The following is a 20,059-nucleotide window of genomic DNA, read 5'->3' on the forward strand; positions in this document are numbered from 1 at the left end:
AAAAATGGCGATCCCTGCAGGACTCGAACCTGCAACCTACAGATTAGAAGTCTGTTGCTCTATCCAGTTGAGCTAAGGGACCGCTGGGTGGGGTGGTTACGAACCCCGGGGCATGGCATTGGACGCCTGCCCGACTGTCTTCACAGGCTTTAACGTCTCCTGTTAGACGAAACGGGGCGGAAATCCGCCCCGAGAATTGGTCAAATACGCTGACGAGAGCCAGATCAGACGACGCGTTTGAACGCGAAGTTGTCGGCATATGCCTTGAGCTGAAGTTTGCGCGGTTTCGGCATTTCGATGTCCGCGATCAGCTTGTGCTTGGCGGCAAAGGCCTGCGCTTCTTCGAGGGTTTCGAAATACATGCGGACCTGACCACGGGTATCGGTCGATCCGATCCAGCCCATCAGCTGATCCGGGACCTTTTTCGCACCCGGTTCAAATTCCATGACCCAGTGCTTGGTCGCAGCCTGACCGGACTGCATGGCGTTCTTGGCAGGTTTGTAAACACGGACCTTCATCGGGACCCTCGTCTTGACCTTCGGGATAAGATGATGATGGCAGTTAAACGGGTCTTTCTAACCCCTGCTATCAGTTCATCTTTTACACCTTTTATCGTGACTTGGAAATCCCGTTGGGCATCCGAAAAACGATAAAAGGGGAAATGGTCGGGAAGGCGAGATTCGAACTCGCGACCCCCTGCTCCCAAAGCAGGTACGCTACCAGACTGCGCTACTCCCCGACGCGGATGTGGATTTAGCACCATCTTGCGGGGTGGGCAAGACCGCATTGCGTGTTTTTCTCGAAAATATGACACAAAAACCGACGCAAAAACCAAAGGCCGCAGATATCACCTGCGGCCTTGCTATTGCTGATTGAGTGTGTGGCGTATCGATGGCGTGGCCTAGCGCGGCAGTCCTTCGACCTTTTCACCAACCTCAAACCCCATCCGGTCAGACGACCCACCATTGAGTTCAAGCACAAAGCGCACCGGCCTTGGCGATGGAATGATGGTTTCTGATTGCGGTACGGTGCGCTTTTCAATGCCGACAATCGTGCCGTCGGCCGCGATGAACAGCATATCAAGCGAGATAAAGGTGTTTTTCATCCACATCGAAATGTCGCGTGGTCCGCCGAAATCAAACAGCATCCCGGCGTCTTCAGCCATTTCGGTGCGGAACATCAGGCCGCGTGACCTTTCTTCGGGTGTGATGGCCAGTTCAACATTGAACACTTCGCCATCAACAAGAAGACGCGACCGTTCATAACCGGTTGCCTTTGCATTCAGCCCGGCAACAACCGCCGCGCTGACAAAGCACACAACCAAAGCCATCTGAAAGAACGACTTCATACCCCATATCCTCTTAGTCTTTTGACGCGCTCCCGGACCTCGTCCCGGATGGCGCCACCCCGCCATGGATCCGCAAGCGTTGTGAACAACTCACTTGCCGGCTGTCTTCCACGACTATGCGCCCATTTTATGACACGCAGGATATTTTCCGCTGTGATGGGTAACACATCAGGTATTTCGATCCCGTTAATGGTTGCCCACACCCCGGACCAACAGCGTGCAACGCCATATGGACTATATCCTCCGCCGCCAAGAACAAGACTTCGGGGCGCCAATCGGGTCATCGCCCACACGACTTCCCAGATCGACTGATTGCCCAAAAGCTGTCTGGACAGTGGATCCTCTGCAAGAGTATCACATCCACATTGTAAAACAATAGCTTGAGGTGCAAAACTTAATCCAAGCGGAATCAAATATTCAAAAAGGATGAAACGCATCTCGTCATCATGCATGCCGCCCGGCATCGGAAGGTTGCGCGCCATACCGCCTGCAATGTCATCAATTGCGCCGGTCTTGGGCCACAGGTCTTCCTGATGGATGGAAACAGTCAGAACGCGCTCATCCTCGGCAAAGGCAATCTGCACCCCGTCGCCGTGATGGGCGTCGATATCAACATAAAGCACCCGGTCCAACCCGCTATCGAGCAAGGCATAAATGCCCAGAACCGGATCGTTGAAGTAACAGAACCCCGATGCCCGATCGCGCAAACCGTGATGGGTGCCCCCTGCCGGATGATGAATGATCCCGCCATCCTTGATCAGGTTGGCGGCCATCACCGATGATCCGGCGGCAGTCGCCGGACGCCGGAAAATTTCCGGATAGATCGGATTACCATTCTTGCCGAGCCCGAACCGCTCCATCAGATCATCAGGCAGCGATTGATCGCGCTCGGCCTGCATGACGGCGGCAATATAATCCGGGTCGTGGAACCGTGCGAGCTGATCGGGTGTTGCCACCGGCCCGGTCAGATAGGTGGTTTCATCCACCCAGCCCAGCGCATGCACCATATCGACCACCAGCGACACACGCGGGATCGCCAGCGGATGTTTGGGACCATAGCTTGAGCCACGATAAATCTCGGCCGCGATCATGCGCGGGGCAGGATCGGAAATACGGTGGTCAGGTATCTCGTCAGAAAGGATCACAATGGCACGCAAGGCAGATTTGGTTGCAGTGCCGAAAGCATTGACCGTTTCATGATGCTCTTTCAAGTTCTGTTTTGTGCAATTCTAGGCTCAGGACCTAGGGCCTTGCACTTATGATCCGGATGCTTTTGGGCTAAACACCTGATTTCATCGACATAACCGGTTGCAAGGCAATTGACGGGCACCCTGACTTCTCGCAATCTGCGAACACTGCCAAATGGTCCTTGCTGCCACCAACCTGAAAGGCTGTGCCGTGCCATCACCCCGCCGCGTTCGTTACCGCCGCCTTGTCAGGGTGGCGATTGTTCTGTTTGGGCTGCTTGTTGCTGTTCCCGGAAGTCTTGCACTTGTCGGATTGTCTGACTTTGATATCAGCAACCGCCCGACCAAACAGATCAGCTTTGCACATGGTGATGCTGTTCTGTCTGGCAGCCTGATCTTGCCGGATGCGCAGCATACAGGCCCGATTGCCCTTCTGGTTCACGGCGATGGTCCGCAGGACCGCTTTGCGGGCGATGGCTATTTACCCCTGATCAATGCCCTGCTGGATCGCGGGATCGGCATTTACAGCTGGGACAAGGCAGGCGTGGGCGAAAGCACGGGAAACTGGCTTTCGCAATCCATGAATGACCGCGCTAACGAAGCCGTTGCGGCGTATGACGCAATCAAGACGGCCCATCCCGACGGCGGACAACAAATCGGCTTTATCGGTTTTTCCCAGGCGGGCTGGGTGATTCCCAAAGCGTCGCGAATGATCCCGGACAATGCCTTTAATGTCATCATAGGCGGGGCGGTGAACTGGCAAGACCAGGGTGATTTTTATACACGCCAACGCCTCTTGGCCGATGGTGCAACACAAGAAGTTATCGAACGTCAAATTGAACGCAACCACGTCCGGGACAGCGTGATCTTTGCGCCCGATGCAAGTTACGAAACCTACCTTGCAAACACCAATGATCCGTCGCCGATGGCGTCAGACCGGTACGAATTTGTAAAACGCAACATCACATCTGACGCAATAGCAGACCTGGCACAGCTTGAAACACCGACACTTGCCATGTGGGGGCGCGATGATCTGAATGTCGATGCAAAATCCGATGCAGACATCTATCGCGATATCCTGATCGGTCGACATCCTGAAAATGAGGTAGTTGTCATCCCTGATGCCACGCACGGGCTGCTTAGAAGCAATTTGTTTAACTACCAGCTCAGCAGTGAAATGCCGACATCCCGCCAGATGCTTTATGTCGCCCTTGGCCGGTATGCCTATGCGCCCGGCACGTTTGACAAGATCGCGGGCTGGATCAAGCAGGTGATTACCCGCCCCTAACCCGACGCCCGGAGATCAAACTACAGGGTGGTTGAGGCTTCGATCCCGTACGGATGACACAAGGAACCGATGTAACCTATGCTGCGCAATTTGGATCACATCAGGACACGCTGGCGCGTGGCCGAATGATCTTGCCACTTTTGCGCTGTTCAAAAAGATGTGCGATCCAGCCTGCCATGCGCCCAACGGCAAAAATACCAAGTCCCGCCCCCTTCGGCAGACAAAGTTCGCGTTCAATCAAGGCCAATCCGAAATCAAGGCTGGGATGCTGCCCGGTATTTTGCGTGACCAGATTTGCAATGCGTGCCCAGAACGCATCGCCAGTCTGACCACAGGCCTGCATGAGTGCACGGGTGCGCGGATCGCCATCGGGGTAAAGCGGATGACCAAACCCCGGCGGCACATGATCGGGATCAATCTTGCCGCCAGCTTTTTCGACCTGATCCATCCACGCCCGACATCTCGGTGTCAGGCCGCCATGGCGCGTACCCGACAGGGTCGACAACCCCGCCATCAGGGACGCCGGTATGGTCGCCCCGGCCGATGCAGCAACACGCACCGCATAGGCCGATGCATTAAGCTCGTGATCGGCACAAAGTACCAGGGCCCGACGCAACAAGTCCGGTGCATTTTCATGGTCTGACCATGCGTTTGCCAGGACCAAATGGATCGGGCTTTTCCCGTCGTCTGAGACCCCGGCAGCGGCCAAGGCACCCAGCCGAACAATCCGTGCGGCGATCGGACGACCATCACCACGGGGCGACCCGGTCATCAGCTCTGCCAGCATCTCCACCATACGCGGAAGCGCCAAATCATGTTTGCCCGCAACAAAGTCCGGCATGGCATTCAACACAGGATCGCATCGAAGTCCGGCCAAAAGACCGGCCGCATCCTCAAGCGTCATGGTGTGGGACAGCTCGACGGCGTTTTGACCGCGATAGTAAAATTGCCCATCGGCAATGCGGGTAATGCCCGACACCAGGATCGGCTCCCCCCAGTCAATGGTCGAGGCCGCAACAGATTGCCGTGAGCGTCCACGTCGTTTGCGATCATGCAGTTTGGCAACGTCGCGCCGGTCATACAGGCTTTTGCGTGCATCACCCGGATGGGCAACAGCACGCACAATCCCCCGACTGACATAGGCGTAAAGCGTGTCGCGCGATATGCCGACCTGCGCGCACACATCTGCTGCCGACAATGTGCAGAATGATCCGTCATCGATTTTTTTCATATTGATTATCTTGATCAAGATTGACGGTTTGTCCAGTCCGGCATGATGCTTTGATCATTCCTGGTTCCGCCCCTTGAGAAAGGAAACGCCATCATGCCCAACCGGTTCACACCCCAGATCGCCAATGCCCTTGGTCTATCTGAAACACCTGCAATCACGACCATCGGCACAGATGCCTTGCCGTCCTATTTCGCAGTCACCGAACTCGCCTGCGCAAGTATCGGGATGGCCGCCGCGATGATTTCAAACTGGCGCGCCCTTGAAACCGGATCAGACGCACCGATAACGGTTGATCAGCGACTGGCGTCGAAATGGTTCAATATGACAATCCGCCCGCAGGGCTGGACATTGCCAAACGTCTGGGACCCGCTGGCGGGCGACTATCCAACCCGTGACGGTTGGATCCGGTTACATACCAACGCGCCACATCACCGCGCGGCGGCACTTTCTATTCTGGGCGATCACGAAACCCGCGATGATCTGGCGATGGCGGTAAGGGATTGGCAAAGTGATATGCTTGAAAGCCAAATTGTTGCGGCCAATGGCTGTGCCGCAACCATGCACAGCCTTGAGGAATGGCAGGTACATCCGCAAGGAATATCCATCGCTACCGATCCACTGATCTGCTGGGACCAGCACGCAAACACCAATGTCACCCCCGCGTCAATTGACCCGGCCCGCCCGCTGCGTGGCATCCGCGTTCTTGATCTGACCCGTATCTTGGCCGGCCCCGTCGCCGGGCGTTTTCTGGCAGCATTTGGTGCGGATGTGTTGCGCATCGATCCGCCGGGCTGGGACGAAGGTGCGGCCATTCCCGAAGTCACACTTGGCAAGCGGTGCGCGGGACTTGATCTGCGGGACCGGGAAGACCGCAAGCTGTTTGAAGACCTGATTAGCGGTGCTGACATATTGCTGCATGGCTATCGCCCTGATGCCCTGGCCGAACTGGGGTATGACGCCAAAACGCTGCGCGCGATTAACCCAGCACTGATTGATGTGACGTTGTCTGCCTATGGCTGGACCGGGCCCTGGGCCAAACGCCGCGGGTTTGACAGCCTTGTGCAAATGAGCTGCGGCATTGCCGATTGGGGGATGACACATTCAGGTTCTAAAAAGCCCCTGCCGCTTCCGGTACAGGCCCTTGATCACGCGACGGGATATTTGATGGCGGCCAGTGCGGTTCGCGCCCTGATCCGCCGCGCCACCCGTGGCGAGGTCACAACCGCCCGCCACTCATTGGCCCGAACAGCACATATGTTAAGAAAGACAGCGACGCCTGACTGCATTGGCATGATCGCCGCGGAAACAGATGCTGATATTGCCCCGCATGCAGAAGTCACAGACTGGGGCCCAGGCCGACGCATCGCCTTTCCGGTTAACATCGCAGGAACACCACATTACTGGCATCATCCGGCGGGAAAGCTGCATCGTCATGCTGCGCACTGGTAAGCTGTGATCAGGATCAAGTCCAAGAACTGTTACAAAACTTGACGGCAGCGATTTGTCTGCGCATAGTCCCCTGATCTCCGGGGGGGCCGATCGTAAATCGGCTGAGAGGTTCGGTGTTGCCGAACGACCCTTTGAACCTGAACCGGTTAAGACCGGCGTAGGAAGGATCGAATGCGCAGCACAGAACACGCGCCCCAGATGGCGCAAGACAATCCAACCAGATTTGATATTGCGCTCCGTGCGGCCCGCGTGGCTTTCAACGGCGTCGATATTTTCCATGATCTCGACCTGACCTTACAGGCGGGCAGCTTTACCTGCCTGCTCGGTCCAAGTGGTGTCGGCAAAAGCACGCTTTTGCGCTATTTCGCTGGCCTCGTCGAAGGCGATGTTAGCGGTACCATTACCTGTTCGGACAACATCGCGCTTACCGGTCGGGTCGCCTATATGGCGCAACAGGACCTGCTCTTGCCATGGCGCAGTGTTCTCGAAAATGTCGTACTCGGTGCCGTTTTACGCCACGAAAAACCCGATTATGAGAAAGCCTCACATTTACTGACCGAAGTCGGATTGCGTGACGCGGCAAACTTGCGCCCGGCTGAACTGTCTGGCGGCATGAAACAGCGTGCGGCCCTTGCCCGCACATTGATGGAAGATCGCCCGGTCGTTTTGATGGACGAGCCGTTTTCAGCCCTTGATCCGCTCAATCGTCTGCGTTTGCAGGAACTGGCCGCACAGGTACTTCGGGGCAAGACGGTGTTGCTTGTGACCCACGACCCGCTTGAGGCATTGCGCCTTGGTGATCGGGTTCATGTCCTGACCGGTAGCCCGACACAATTGCAAGACGCCATCACGCCCAAGGGCCAAAGCCCGCGCAACATTGCCGATCCCGAAATCCTGGCACAGCAGGCCGAACTGCTCGGTCAACTCGGTGCCGAGCGGTCGGAGGGCGCGGCATGAGCACGCAAAACAATCCTCATACAAATAGAAAAGCACTGTCGGATCGTCGATGGCTGATCCTTGCGCGACCGCTGATTATTATCATTGCGCTGATTGCCACCTGGCAATTGTTGGTGATTGTAACCGGTGCACCGAAATACATGCTGCCACCGCCCGCAGATGTTTGGCACACGCTGATCGCCCGCCATGCCGTCCTGTTCGATCATGCGAAATACACCATCGCAGAAACCGTGATCGGCCTGTTTGCCGGTGCCGCCCTTGGCACGCTGGCCGCCATTCCGATGGCGCTGTTTTCGCCGGTGCGTTTCTGGCTGATGCCGATCCTTTTGGTTTCGCAGGCCATTCCGTTCTTTGCATTGGCCCCGCTTCTGGTTCTTTGGCTCGGCTTTGGGCTGGCGTCCAAAATCGCCATGGCCGCCCTGATCATTTTCTTCCCGGTCACGGTTGCGTTCTTTGACGGCCTGTCACGGACTGAAACCGGCTGGCTCGATCTGGCGCGCACCATGGGAGCCAGTCGTTGGCGGCTTTTGACCCATATCCGATTGCCCGCCGCCCTGCCCGCGTTTGCATCTGGTTTTCGCGTTGCCACCGCCGTTGCCCCGATCGGGGCGGTGATTGGCGAATGGGTCGGGTCCAGTCACGGGCTGGGTTATCTGATGCTGCATGCCAATGCGCGGGTTCAGATCGATATGGTTTTTGCCTGTCTTCTGATCCTGTGCGCGTTTTCGATCACGCAATATTTCATTGTCGATCGCGTGCTGCGCGCGGCCCTGCCCTGGCAACCCGACAGTCTGAAACCGGTTCGGTAAGACCCCACACGCCTGCCTGTTTAGCAGCGATTTAAATCCTCATACTATTTATTTGGCGCATCTTACGGAGGTTCATCCATGTCACGCCTTAAATCCATGATCACCGCGACCGCACTGGGCGCACTTGTTCTTGGAACGTCTTCAACCGCATTTGCGGCGGACAAGCTGGTCATTCTTCTTGACTGGTTTGTGAACCCCGATCACGCACCGCTGATCGTTGCCAAGGAAAAGGGCTTTTTTGCCAATCATGATCTGGATGTCGAGCTGATCGAACCATCCGATCCGTCCGCCCCACCGCGCCTTGTTGCCGCCGGTCAGGGCGATGTTGCCGTAAACTATCAGCCTCAACTTCATGTTCAGGCCTCTGAAGGCCTGCCGCTGACGCGTATCGGTACGCTGGTTGCCACACCGCTTAACAGCCTGATCGTTCTTGAGGACGGTCCGATCAAGGAAATCGCCGATCTCAAGGGCAAGAAGATCGGTTATTCGCTGGCCGGATTTGAGGATGCGCTTCTGGGCACCATGCTCGGCAATCATGGGGTTTCGATCGATGATGTCGAACTGATCAATGTGAACTTCTCGCTCTCGCCGTCGCTGTATTCCGGCCAGGTCGATGCGATCATTGGCGGCTATCGCAATTTCGAGCTCAACCAGATGGAAATCGAAGGCAAACCGGGCAAGGCATTTTATGTCGAGGAAGAAGGCGTTCCGCCTTATGACGAGCTGATCCTGACCGTGCGCAACGACAAGGTCGATGATCCGCGTTATGCCCGCATGCTGGCCGCCCTTGAAGAAGGCGTGCAGTACCTGATCAACCATCCTGATGACAGCTGGCAGGCCTTTATTGCCGCCTATCCGAACCTTGATGATGAACTCAATATCAAGGCATGGGCCGATACCCTGCCGCGCTTTGCACTGCGTCCGGCCGCCCTTGATAAGGCGCGTTATGCCCGCTTTGCCGATTACATGGTCAAACAGGGCCTGATCACCGAAAGCCCGGCGCTTGAGACCTATGCGACCGTGATCGAATAAAATTCAGTCCCCCCTGCTTTCGCAACGCTCGCCCCAGCAACTGCGAAAGCATTGGTCTGCACCCCGCATGGGCAGACCACCAAGAAAGGCCGGAATGTGTGTCCCGCGTTCCGGCCTTTCGCTTGCGCAGGTCAAATTCCCAGTTACCTTATGGTCACCCGCGCAAAATGCAGAATGGCGATCATAAGCAAACCGGATCAGGACCCAAAAGTGCAGCAGCAAACAAAACCAGCCCATCACACCGATAGCGGCTTTGAAAACCGTCACCCCCTGCCCGATCCGGTCAAACGGTCGTTCTGGCATTTCTTAAAGCGGCGCTATTTCGGTGATGATAACTGGCCGAAGGCCAAACATCAGATCGGTAAAATCCCCAGCGAAACACCTGATCATAATGCCATCCACAACCCGGACCCAAAACGCCTGCAAGTCACATGGGTCGGGCATGCCACGGTGCTGGTGCAATATGGCGGGCTTAATATCCTGACCGATCCGGTGTTTTCCGACCGCGCGTCGCCGTTCAAACGTGTTGGACCAAAACGCTATACCCGACCGGGCCTTGCCATCGATCAGTTGCCCAAGCTTGATCTGGTGTTGCTGTCACATAATCACTATGACCATTTCGACCTGGCCAGCCTGACGCAGCTTGGCAACGCGCCGTGCTATGTCTTGCCGCTGAAGAATGGTGCACTTCTGGAAAAGGCCGGCATTAAGGCGGATCGGTATACCGAACTGGATTGGGATGAAAGCCATCATCACGATGATCTGAAAATCACCCATGTGCCATCAAATCACTGGTCAAGCCGCACCACCAAGGACCGCAAGGAAATGCTGTGGGGTGGCTATATTCTTGAGTTCGCTGACGGCTACCGGTTCTATTTTGTTGGCGATACCGGCTGGAACGAAGCCTTGTTTACCGAAATGGGCGCGATCCATGGCGGGATCGATTTTGGCCTGATCCCCATCGGGGCCTATGACCCGCGCGACTTCATGCGTAATGCGCACTGCAACCCCGAAGAAGCCATTCAAATCATGCAGAAAATGGGAGTCAAACAGGCGCTTGCCATTCATTGGGGGACGTTTGTCCTGACGGCTGAGCCGGTGGATGAGCCGCCGGTCCGGTTAGCGGCGGCCCGTAAGGATAGCGGGATTGCAGATGGCGATTTCGTTGCCCCGCCAATCGGGGCGACCCGGTTCTTTGATGGCAAAGCCGCACCCGCATCGACAACCACGCAAAAGGTCGAGCATACGGAGTCTGGCTCATAGCTGCCCTTTCAAGTTCGGTTTGGTGGTTTTTCAAACTGCATGCTAAGCATCAATGATTACGTCACAAAACCGTAACATTGGTCGCCCCGCCATGAGTTTGACTGTCTTTCTTGCCGTAATGGGCGCTGCCCTGATGCATGCCATGTGGAATGCACTGGTCAAGGGTGGCTCGGACAAATTGATGAACATGACGGCAATCGTGCTGGGTCATACGCCGATTGTTCTGACCCTGTTGCCGTTTGTTGAGCTTCCTGCCCCCGAAAGCTGGCCTTATCTGCTGACTTCGCTTGGACTTCATATCGGCTATCAGTTGTTTCTGATCCTGGCGTATCGTTTGGGCGATCTCAGCCAAGTTTATCCGATTGCACGCGGGTCTTCGCCGCTGATTGTTGCGGCAGTGTCCGTGTTGATCATGGGGGTTACCCTGCATGTCAGCGAGTGGCTGGCGATTGTAATCATCGGGGTTGGCATCATCAGCATGTGCATCACGCGACAAGCCGATGGCATGCGTAACCGCAATGCTGCCCTTGCCGCGATCATCACCGGTTGCTTTATCAGCAGCTATTCACTGGTCGATGGCACCGGTGCAAGGCTGGCCGGAACGGCGCTTGGCTATTACAGCTATCAGACGATTGGCAACGTTGTGATCTTTGCCGTGATCGTGACCTTCATGCGCCCGCGCATCCTTGCCGATATCGCGCGATCTGGCAAAAAGGTCTTTGCGATTGGTGGCACCGCGTCCTTTGCGGCCTATGCCACTGTGATGTGGGCCTTTACACAGGCGCCGATCCCACTTGTCGTCGCCCTGCGCGAAACCGGTATTGTCTTTGCCCTTTTGATCGGCGTGTTCTTCATGGGCGAGAAGCTTAACCTTGTGAAGCTGTCCTCGACCATGATGACACTGGGCGGGGCGATTATCCTGCGTCTGGCACGCAGCCTATAACCACCCCTGCCCAATATCAGTTTCAGGACACGCGATCAGACCCGTGTGCGCGGAACACGACGGGTGCCGTCTTCGAACCGGGCAAGCTCCATCCCCTTTAGCGTGATGGATGGCTGCCCGGTGGTGATCCAGTCTGCCAGCACCTTGCCGACCACCGGCCCCATGGCAAAGCCATGGCCCGAGAAACCGGATGCGACAAAGAAGTGTTTGGGGTTATCGAACTGATCAATCACCGGCACGGCATCCGGGGTGACATCAATGTCGCCCGCCCAGGTATCGACAATGCCGACTTTCTTGATCTGTGGCAGGACCTTTTGCAGGTTGCGCATGGCGTTTTTAACCCGCACCTCATACGGCTCCGCCTGATTGGTGCGTCGCCCGATCATGGGTTGCCGTGATGCATCCGATCCCGGCATACGATCCACCAGATCATCAAAGAACCGCTTGTTAAAGTGGAACTTGAAAGTCGCCCAGTTATCGAAAAGTCCCGGCATGAAATCACGGGCATACTTGAACCGGCCCAGTGTCAAATCAATGTCGGTCATGAATTCATCGGCGATGTTCATCGACCCATCTGCACGTTGACGAAACGCCAGACCAGCCGCCAGCATGCCCGCCGCCGAGATATCGGGCACGGGTGTGGTGCGGATCACCGTCCCGCGCGTGGTTTGCTGCGGCAAACGCCGCCCGAACTTGGCGACAAACTTATGCGTCGCGGCCCCGGCCGCACAGATGACGTATTTGCATTTGATTTCGCCCTTCTCAGACACCACCGAACCGATCGCGCCGGCCTCTGTTTCAATTGAAAGTGCGCCGCAGCCCTCGGCGATCACAGCACCCAATTCACTGGCGCGTTTGGCGATTGCCGGGGCAGCCTTTTTCGGTTCGGCCTGCCCGTCTGAGGGCGTGTAGATCCCGCCAACACCCGGTGTTGTGATCCCCGGTGTCAGTTTTTCCACCCCCTTGGGGTCAAGGACCCGGGTTTCGATGCCAAAGTGCTTGGTGTCGTTGATCCAGCCTTCGAATTCCGACATTTCCTTGTCGTCACGGGCAACAAACAGCACCCCGCCCTGGCGCCATTCCAGATCGGCATTTAGTTCTTTTTCAAGACCTTGCCAAATCTTGTTGCATTCAATCATCAATGGCAGTTCTACCGGGTCACGCCCCTGCTGGCGGACAAAGCCCCAGGCACGACCGGACTGGTGTGACGCGATGGTATCCTTTTCCAGAAGCACGACTTTCATGCCGGCCTTGGTCAGGTAATAGGCGCTTGATGACCCGTGAATTCCGCCGCCGATGACAACGACGTCGCATTCCTTGGGCAGGGTGATTTTCGGATAATTCGTCATGTGGGGACCTAAAGATTGGTTTTGGTGGCAATTCAATTTGGTGTGTGGCGGGAACCACGTTATGTTGCGCGCCAACAAATCTCAACCAAATCAGGTGCCACCATGTCTGATCATGCAAAAAAACAGTCCCCCGCCACCGTAAGTGCACAGGCGCTTGGCTGGGTCGATGAAGCCACCAAATCCGTCACACCGCCGCTTTATCCGTCCACCACGTTCGAACGCAACACAGATCTGAGTTATCATGACGGGCGCTGCTATACCCGTGCGGACAACCCGACCTATGATCAGGCCTGCGCGGTCCTGAACGAACTTGAAGGCGGTTCTGAAACCCGCCTGTTTGCATCGGGCATGGCGGCTGCCGTTTCTGTTTTGCATGCGTTGAACCCGGGTGATCATGTTGTAGCGCCCAAGGTGATGTATTGGGCGCTGCGCAGCTTCATGCTTGATAGTGGTGTGCGCGCCGGGCTGAGCTTTGATTTTGTCGATAACGCCGACATCGCCGATTGGGACAAGCACATTGTTGCTGGCAAGACCAAGCTGGTCTGGCTTGAAACCCCGGCCAATCCGGATTGGCAAATCACCGATATCGCCGCAGTTGCCAAACTGGCCAAGGCCGCTGGTGCCTTTGTGGTTGTTGACAACACCGTTGCCACGCCGCTTCTGACCCGTCCGATTGATTTTGGCGCCGATATCGTCATGCATTCGGCGACCAAATATTTGAACGGTCATAGTGACGTTTTGGCGGGGTCCCTAACCACAGCCAAGGACAGCGAGTTCTGGCAGCGTGTTTGCAAACAGCACGCATCGGGCGGTGCCGTTCTGGGCGTGTTTGAAACATGGCTTTTGCTGCGTGGCATGCGCACCCTTTCGATCCGTGTGGAGCGCGCCAGTGCCAATGCCATGGCGATTGCCAAGCATTTCGAAAACCACCCGGAAATCGAACAGGTTCAGTATCCAGGCCTTGAAAGCCATGTTGGTCATGACATTGCCAAAAAGCAGATGTCAGGCGGTTTTGGCGGGATGTTGTCGTTGCGCGTCAAGGGCGGTGAAAAGCGTGCGGTTGATTTCCACAACCAGTGCAAACTGTTTAAACGCGCGACATCACTTGGCGGGGTTGAGAGCCTGATCGAACATCGATCCTCGGTCGAAGGCCCGACCAGCCCGGTACCGGCAGACCTTCTGCGTCTTTCGGTCGGGATCGAAGATTGTGGTGATCTTGTTAACGACCTTGAAACGGCCTTGCGCTTAAGCAAATAAGACACATCCGTTTTCAATCAGGAATCAACTGATCGATGCCCAAGTCGATGCCGATCCAAATCGCAGTCAGATCATGGACACGTGCCGTCAAACGCACTGTCGGTGTCTCTGTGGTTGCGCTGGCATCGACTATCCTTCCCATGGCCCCGACGGTTGCACATGACAGCAACACCCCCCAGGGCAGCCTGACCGACGTCAATGCCCTGCCCCCGGCGCCAGGTTTGATTTTTGACGTGGTGGCTGGCGAATACATCATGTTTGATACGCTGGTCGAACGGCTGTCAGGTCGCAAATATATCCTGATTGGTGAAAAGCACGACAATCCCATCCATCACCATCATCAGGCACAGCTGGTCAATGCACTCAGCAAGTCGGATGAGCGTGAACGTGCGATTGTCTGGGAAATGTTTACCCGTGATCAACAGGCATCGCTTGAAGACAGCTGGCAGACGCTTCCGGTTTCGGAACTCGGTCCGGCGATGGCGTGGGAAGATCGCGGTTGGCCGTCATGGCATGACTACGCGCCGATTGCGCAGGCTGCACGCGATAACGGTTTGATGATGGTGGCGGGCAATCTGCCGGATGATCTGCTTAAATCCATGATCAGCAATGGCAACGATGCCCTGCCCGATGATCTGGCTGCCAAGCTTGATTTGCCCGATATGCCGACAGAAATGCTTGATCGCTTCAATGTCGAAATCGCTGAGGGGCACTGCAACATGTTGCCCAAAAGCATGCTGGGTGGTTTTTCCGCCGTTCAGTTTGCCCGCGATGCGTCGCTTGCGCGTGCGATGAGCGATGCGGCAAATATTGACGGCATTGATGGTGCCTTCCTGATTGCAGGCGCCATGCATGTCCGCCACAGCATTGCCACCCCCTGGCATTTGCAGCGCTATGAACCGGAACTTGAGGCACGCGATATCGCAATCGTCAGCCTGATCGAGGCCGATGATCCCGGCCCGGACGCGTCAAGCATCGAGGATTACGCCATGCGGTTTGGCGCGCCCGACGATATCGATTTCATGTGGTTTACCAATGACATCGCGCGTGGCGATCCCTGTCAGAACCTGGGGATGGGGCAATAGCCCAAAACCCGTTCAGCCAAGCTTTTCGGATTACTTGATCTTGCGCGGCAACCAGTCGGTGGTCGCAACCGGTTTGCCTTTGTGGGAGCGCATGACGCGCGGGCGCACGACTTCCTTGGCCTCGGGCGTGGTCGCGGTTTTGCGGACCGAGGCATAAAATTCAACCAGTTCGTCGAACGGAATGATCGTTCCGATCCCTTCCTTATAAGCCTTGGTAAAGGGCGGATGATTGCGCACGGTCACGCTGAGATGTTCGACCGTGTGATGACCGAACTGCGCCCAGATGCTTTCAAGAAAATGGATGGTTTTCGGATCAACCGATTTCAGCCGCACATCAGGCCGGGATTCTTCCATCACGGCATAAAGGTTGGGTTCGACCGGTCCGAATTCCTCGGCGACAAAAATGGCGGGCATCAACATGTTGCCGTGATAGTTCGCGCCGTAATAGGCCTGCGCCAGATACAACAAACGATGCAGTTTTTGCGGCTGCAGATATTCGTTGTCATTGAGTGCGAGGTCAATGAACCTGAATGCGGCATCAAATACCGTATTGAGAACCGGCTTGTTCTTCATGCTGTGCCCGATGGTCATGGGATACGATCACGTGTTGCCAAGGATTATAAAACCTATGGCAGATACCAACAAGCATCACCGATCAGGTTTATAAATTTTCGGGGAACGTCGTGGTTTGAAGTGCCTGTGGGCAGGCCTGCCTAAACGGTCGCATCCAGATGCTTGCCGCGTACGCCGACACCGTGGGCCACTGCATTGACCACCGCATAAAACGATGTACCGCTATTGGCCGACAGATCAAACGGGATCGACGGATCAAGCAGGCTGGCAAAATCAATCTCGCTGGGCATATCGACAGCCCCCTCGCGATCACTTGCGCGACGCGCGGCTGACAGGTTGCGCTGTTCGGTGCGCTGGTCTTTCTGTTCGCCGGGATTGCCCTGCCCCGATTGACGTTTGTTTTTGCCATCGACATAGGCATTAAACAGAATACCGTCATCATCGGGGTCATAGGTATAGTTCTGAGACGATGCCTCAACCTGATTGTCCCGGTCGGCTGTTGCCACACCGCGCGCACCAGCAGGCGCAAGTCGGCCATACTGGCCAACCTGTGAAACTGTCTGTGCGTTTTGGACCGGTGCGATCATGTTCCTCTGCCTTGGCGAAAGACCAATATGGGCTAAGACCTAATTCAACCCATGCATTATACATGAATATATAGTGATACGGCAGGAAATTCGCAATTCCTGCCACTCACCCAAGTTTCTCGGCGTCTTAATCGCCTTCGAATTCGACCAAGTGGAATTCTTCGATACCACGATCGCGGATTTTCTGCGCCCCGCCAAGATCCGGCAGATCAATGATGAAGGCGCAACCCGCGACCTCTGCCCCGATCTTTTCGACCAGATCAATCGCGGCAAGGGCGGTGCCACCGGTTGCAATCAGATCATCCATGATCAGAACGCGACTGCCCGGTTTGACGGCATCCTTGTGGATTTCGATGACGTCGGTGCCATATTCAAGTTCATATTCGACACCGACCGTTTCAGCCGGAAGCTTGCCCTGCTTGCGGATGGTGACAAAGCCGACGCCAAGGGCCACGGCAACCGCCGGGCCGATGACAAAGCCACGCGCTTCGATCCCGGCGATCATGTCGATCTTCTTGTCCTGGAATTCAGCGGCGAAGCTGTCAATCACTTCGCTGAGACCATAGGGGTCCTCGAACAGCGTCGTGATATCCCGAAACATGATGCCCTTTTTCGGGTAATCGGGAATGGTACGAATCAACGACTTGATCGACATGGGATACTCCGGCCAGATATCAGGAAATACGACGTCGCAGATCAAAAGCCATGACTATCACGGCCAGATCACATACGGCGTCACTTGATGCCTGAAACAGAGTGAATTGGCAAGGTACATCCCATCACCCGTACCTTGCCAGAGCCAAGCTTTAAAGCGCGTCAAGCCGCGTGCGGTGTGGACAGACGCGGGTTGATATGTGCGACAGACGGTACCGCCGCAACAAAGTCATTGGCGAGCTTCTTGCTGATTTCTGCGCGTGTTCCACGCGGCAAGCCCGTTTGCGCCGCCTGACGATTGCCCCAAACGGCCCGGTAAAGGCGATAATCATGGTCATTGATCTGACCGAATACTTTTTCGACTTCCATCAGAGTCTGGACGTAACTCTTTTTCATGTCAGTCATCCTGTTGCTCGTTGGTTTTCGACGGTTTTGCCCATCGAATTTTGTCGCATCGATTTTTGTGATGCGGCGTTTACAGAAGCCATATAGTCCTAACTTCATGGCCGCTCAACTGCAGCACGGTGACAAGATCAGGAAGAATTTGTGACAGTTTGCCCAATTCTTCCGATGCCGCAAAATCAGCCTTTCCTGAGGTTAGAAGATTTGTGCCAGTTTGCGGCTTACCAGCCATATAAAAACGGCCCGTCTTCAAAACAGAAGACAGGCCGGAAATAAATTCGATCAATGCGCAAACGACGCGCCCAGAACGCTAGGCTCAGAACGCTAGTTCAGTTTTTTGGCCGCTTCGGCCTGTTTGGCTTCTTCGTCGATCTGCTTTTGCAGGGCGTCGCCATATTCACCGTATATCCGGCCCTCAAGCGACAGCTCCAGAAAACGGATGTAATCGTTCTGGTCGGTGATCTTTGCGCGCGCGACTTCGATCACGTCAAACGGGCTTGCCGCATCCAGACCGTATTTGCGGATCAGTCCCAGCATTTCTGCGGTGATCTGATCAAGCTTCTTGCGGGTGTCGCTATAGGAAAGCGTCATCAGATTGTCCTGTGTACCGAATGTGTTTGTTGGGCTGCTTATGCCTGTTTGTCGTTGGGCTTGCAAGCCCCGCAACGTTGAAAACAGCCCGTTTGGCGTTACGAACTATACCAATTCAATTCGCCCCGCTTGAGGCATATCAAAGCACTTTTTCCGCGATCATGCATGGTTCACAAGCCCGCGAAACAGAACAAAAAACATCCTGTTCCGTCGGGTTTATTGAAGCCTATGCCATCGGGGAGTTACCATGCGCATCCTGTCTGCCTTCAACGCCATGAGCATTCGCAAACGCTTTATGTGGGCGTCCGCATTTGGCGTCTCTACCACTGTGATTATTGCGCTTTTGATGATGACCGTGGTCGAGGAAAAAGCCATGGATGAAAAGCTTCATCAGCTTAGTGAAAACGAGCTGACGTCGCTGCATGCGCTGATTGTCAACGTGATGGCCGCCCGCCCCGATGATGTCGACGATATCGGCATTCAGGTTTTCAACAACTGGTTTGACAGCCGCAACGGTGATTATCCGGGCGAACTCTGGTCCGCATGGGGACCGACCACCATGGCTTATATGGAAGAATTCGGCGAGAAGCCGCTTAAAACCCCGCGCGACGAGCTTGATATCGAGGCCATCGAAACCGGCAAGATGATTGGTCGCTATACCGATAATGGCACCTATCGCCTGTCGATGCCGATTGTGCTGGGTAAAACCAAGGGTGCGGATCGCGAAGTTTGCTTTAGCTGCCATGGCGCGATGGAGGCCGACACCGGTGACGTAATTGCCGTTCTGTCCTCAAGCCTTTCCGTTGCGCCCGAACAGGAAAAAACCAACCGTATCCTGATCGGTATTGTTCTGGGTGGTCTGGCGATCGCGATTGCCACCATCATTGGTATGCGGGTGCTGCTGTCGCGCATTGTCACCGGTCCGCTTTCTGATCTGGGCAATGACATGAATGCCCTTGCCGACGGCAACACCAACTTTGAAATCAACGCCCTGTCGCGCCAAGATGAAATCGGCGAAATGGCGAAATCGGTTGATGTCTTCCGCACCAATGCGATTGCCAAAAAACAGATGGAAGCCGAACAAAAAGAAGAATCCCGCCGCCGTGAAGAACGCATGCAAAGCCTTGAACGCCATATCGGCAGTTTCGAAGGCGTTATTGCGCAAATCGTTGGTGCAGTCTCGGCCTCGGCCGAACGCATGCAGACCACGGCACGCGGCCTTGTCGACTCAGCCGACCGGGCCAGCAAAAGTGCAACCACAGTTGCTGCCGCTTCCGAACAAGCGACCGTCAATGTCCGTACTGTGGCCGATGCCGCCGACCATCTGTCTGAATCCATTTCCCAGATCGGGGAACAGGCACAGCAATCAACCCAGATTGCCGCCGAGGCATCGCGCGAAGCCGCCCAGTCGTCCGAAACCGTTCAGGGTCTGTCGGAAGTTGCCAACCGCATTGGTGAAATTGTCGAGCTGATCAGTGACATTGCCGGCCAGACCAACCTTCTGGCCCTCAATGCCACCATCGAGGCCGCCCGCGCAGGCGAAGCAGGCAAAGGTTTTGCTGTGGTCGCGGCAGAGGTCAAAAACCTTGCCAACCAGACGGCCCGCGCAACCAACGAAATTGCCGAACAGATCACGGCCATTCAGGAAGAAACCGGCAAAACGGTAAGCTCGATCGGGGATATTTCGGATGTGATCAGCCGCATCACCGAAATGGTCAACACCATCTCGGCCGCGGTTGGCGAACAATCCGATGCCACCGACGAGATCGCACAAAATGTCGAACAGGCTGCCATCGGCACCCAGGAAGTCAGCAGCAATATCGAACGGGTCAGCAACACGGTCGCCGATACCGATCAGGCTGCCCATCTGGTTCTTGATGTTGCCGAAGAACTTGCGACGCTTTCCAACGATCTGCGTGCGCAGGTCGATCAGTTCCTTGCCGACATCCGCAGCAGCTAGGCACAAACCTGCGCTGAAATCGTTCACCATTGACCGGCGGCAAGACAGTTGTTTTGCCGCCGGTTTTGTTTTTGGCAACCATCGGCTGCACCGA

General features: G+C 55.6%; 20 protein-coding genes, 2 tRNA genes and 1 riboswitch. Of the genes, 10 read left to right on the forward strand and 12 right to left on the reverse strand.

Features of this window, described 5'->3' with window-relative positions:
* Positions 1–5: 5 nt before the first annotated feature.
* The 5 genes from TH2_RS12975 to TH2_RS12995 all read right to left on the reverse strand — a co-directional run bounded on the left by TH2_RS12975 (position 6) and on the right by TH2_RS12995 (position 2,559).
* Positions 6–82, reverse strand: a tRNA-Arg gene (locus TH2_RS12975).
* 142 nt (positions 83–224) lie between these two features.
* On the reverse strand, positions 225–518 hold the full coding sequence (locus TH2_RS12980) for an ETC complex I subunit (RefSeq protein ID WP_008890892.1): 294 nt from the start codon (positions 516–518) through the stop codon (positions 225–227).
* 144 nt (positions 519–662) lie between these two features.
* Positions 663–739, reverse strand: a tRNA-Pro gene (locus tag TH2_RS12985).
* A 162-nt stretch (positions 740–901) separates the two neighbouring features.
* Entirely contained in the window at positions 902–1,348 is a 447-nt protein-coding gene (locus TH2_RS12990; protein WP_008890893.1) for a DUF192 domain-containing protein, read from the reverse strand.
* Positions 1,345–2,559, reverse strand: coding sequence for an acetoin utilization protein AcuC (locus tag TH2_RS12995; RefSeq protein ID WP_008890894.1), 1,215 nt, complete (start codon positions 2,557–2,559; stop codon positions 1,345–1,347). The genes TH2_RS12990 and TH2_RS12995 overlap by 4 nt, the downstream gene beginning before the upstream one ends.
* 151 nt (positions 2,560–2,710) lie before the next feature.
* Here TH2_RS12995 and TH2_RS13000 point away from each other — a divergent pair, with 151 nt between their 5' ends.
* Positions 2,711–3,823, forward strand: a complete 1,113-nt coding sequence (locus TH2_RS13000) for an alpha/beta hydrolase family protein (RefSeq protein ID WP_008890895.1) — start codon at positions 2,711–2,713, stop codon at positions 3,821–3,823.
* Between the two features lie 100 nt (positions 3,824–3,923).
* On the opposite strand, the gene TH2_RS13005 is transcribed toward TH2_RS13000, so the two are convergent.
* Positions 3,924–5,054 carry a citrate/2-methylcitrate synthase gene (locus tag TH2_RS13005; protein WP_008890896.1) on the reverse strand — a complete coding sequence of 377 codons (1,131 nt, stop codon included), beginning with the start codon at positions 5,052–5,054 and terminating at the stop codon, positions 3,924–3,926.
* Between the two features lie 93 nt (positions 5,055–5,147).
* On the opposite strand from TH2_RS13005, the gene TH2_RS13010 reads away from it, so the two are divergent.
* The 6 genes from TH2_RS13010 to TH2_RS13035 all read left to right on the forward strand — a co-directional run bounded on the left by TH2_RS13010 (position 5,148) and on the right by TH2_RS13035 (position 11,507).
* The gene (locus tag TH2_RS13010; RefSeq protein WP_008890897.1) at positions 5,148–6,503 is read left to right on the forward strand and encodes a CoA transferase; all 1,356 of its coding nucleotides are present in this window, start codon (positions 5,148–5,150) and stop codon (positions 6,501–6,503) included.
* 69 nt (positions 6,504–6,572) lie between these two features.
* Positions 6,573–6,684, forward strand: a riboswitch (TPP riboswitch).
* Positions 6,675–7,460: an ABC transporter ATP-binding protein gene (locus TH2_RS13015; protein WP_008890898.1), complete on the forward strand. Its 786-nt coding sequence runs from the start codon at positions 6,675–6,677 to the stop codon at positions 7,458–7,460. It overlaps the preceding riboswitch by 10 nt.
* A complete protein-coding gene (locus TH2_RS13020) occupies positions 7,457–8,269 on the forward strand; it encodes an ABC transporter permease (RefSeq protein WP_008890899.1) in 813 nt (270 codons plus the stop codon). The genes TH2_RS13015 and TH2_RS13020 overlap by 4 nt, the downstream gene beginning before the upstream one ends.
* Before the next feature lie 78 nt (positions 8,270–8,347).
* On the forward strand, positions 8,348–9,301 hold the full coding sequence (locus TH2_RS13025; RefSeq protein ID WP_008890900.1) for an ABC transporter substrate-binding protein: 954 nt from the start codon (positions 8,348–8,350) through the stop codon (positions 9,299–9,301).
* Between the two features lie 210 nt (positions 9,302–9,511).
* Positions 9,512–10,564, forward strand: a complete 1,053-nt coding sequence (locus tag TH2_RS13030) for an MBL fold metallo-hydrolase (protein ID WP_157194098.1) — start codon at positions 9,512–9,514, stop codon at positions 10,562–10,564.
* 91 nt (positions 10,565–10,655) lie between these two features.
* On the forward strand, positions 10,656–11,507 hold the full coding sequence (locus TH2_RS13035) for an EamA family transporter (RefSeq protein WP_040823779.1): 852 nt from the start codon (positions 10,656–10,658) through the stop codon (positions 11,505–11,507).
* A gap of 35 nt (positions 11,508–11,542) precedes the next feature.
* Here the strand turns inward: TH2_RS13035 and TH2_RS13040 are convergent, their stop codons facing one another.
* The gene (locus TH2_RS13040) at positions 11,543–12,856 is read right to left on the reverse strand and encodes an NAD(P)/FAD-dependent oxidoreductase (RefSeq protein ID WP_008890903.1); all 1,314 of its coding nucleotides are present in this window, start codon (positions 12,854–12,856) and stop codon (positions 11,543–11,545) included.
* 102 nt (positions 12,857–12,958) lie between these two features.
* On the opposite strand from TH2_RS13040, the gene TH2_RS13045 reads away from it, so the two are divergent.
* Positions 12,959–14,113, forward strand: a complete 1,155-nt coding sequence (locus TH2_RS13045) for a trans-sulfuration enzyme family protein (protein WP_040823911.1) — start codon at positions 12,959–12,961, stop codon at positions 14,111–14,113.
* Between the two features lie 35 nt (positions 14,114–14,148).
* Positions 14,149–15,198 (forward strand): ChaN family lipoprotein, encoded by a 1,050-nt coding sequence (locus TH2_RS13050; RefSeq protein ID WP_008890905.1) that lies wholly within the window; start codon positions 14,149–14,151, stop codon positions 15,196–15,198.
* 30 nt (positions 15,199–15,228) lie between these two features.
* Here the strand turns inward: TH2_RS13050 and TH2_RS13055 are convergent, their stop codons facing one another.
* From TH2_RS13055 to TH2_RS13080, 5 genes are all read right to left on the reverse strand, one after another.
* On the reverse strand, positions 15,229–15,789 hold the full coding sequence (locus TH2_RS13055; RefSeq protein ID WP_008890906.1) for a Panacea domain-containing protein: 561 nt from the start codon (positions 15,787–15,789) through the stop codon (positions 15,229–15,231).
* Positions 15,790–15,911: 122 nt separating this feature from the next.
* Positions 15,912–16,358, reverse strand: a complete 447-nt coding sequence (locus tag TH2_RS13060) for a hypothetical protein (protein ID WP_008890907.1) — start codon at positions 16,356–16,358, stop codon at positions 15,912–15,914.
* Between the two features lie 127 nt (positions 16,359–16,485).
* Positions 16,486–17,013, reverse strand: a complete 528-nt coding sequence (locus TH2_RS13065) for an adenine phosphoribosyltransferase (protein ID WP_008890908.1) — start codon at positions 17,011–17,013, stop codon at positions 16,486–16,488.
* 161 nt (positions 17,014–17,174) lie between these two features.
* Positions 17,175–17,408: a hypothetical protein gene (locus tag TH2_RS13070; RefSeq protein ID WP_008890909.1), complete on the reverse strand. Its 234-nt coding sequence runs from the start codon at positions 17,406–17,408 to the stop codon at positions 17,175–17,177.
* 330 nt (positions 17,409–17,738) lie between these two features.
* Positions 17,739–18,005, reverse strand: a complete 267-nt coding sequence (locus TH2_RS13080) for a hypothetical protein (RefSeq protein ID WP_008890910.1) — start codon at positions 18,003–18,005, stop codon at positions 17,739–17,741.
* A gap of 247 nt (positions 18,006–18,252) precedes the next feature.
* On the opposite strand from TH2_RS13080, the gene TH2_RS13085 reads away from it, so the two are divergent.
* Positions 18,253–19,965 carry a methyl-accepting chemotaxis protein gene (locus TH2_RS13085; RefSeq protein ID WP_008890911.1) on the forward strand — a complete coding sequence of 571 codons (1,713 nt, stop codon included), beginning with the start codon at positions 18,253–18,255 and terminating at the stop codon, positions 19,963–19,965.
* Positions 19,966–20,059: the final 94 nt, after the last annotated feature.

Origin of the sequence: Thalassospira profundimaris WP0211 (assembly GCF_000300275.1) — a bacterium.
Lineage (GTDB): Bacteria > Pseudomonadota > Alphaproteobacteria > Rhodospirillales > Thalassospiraceae > Thalassospira > Thalassospira profundimaris.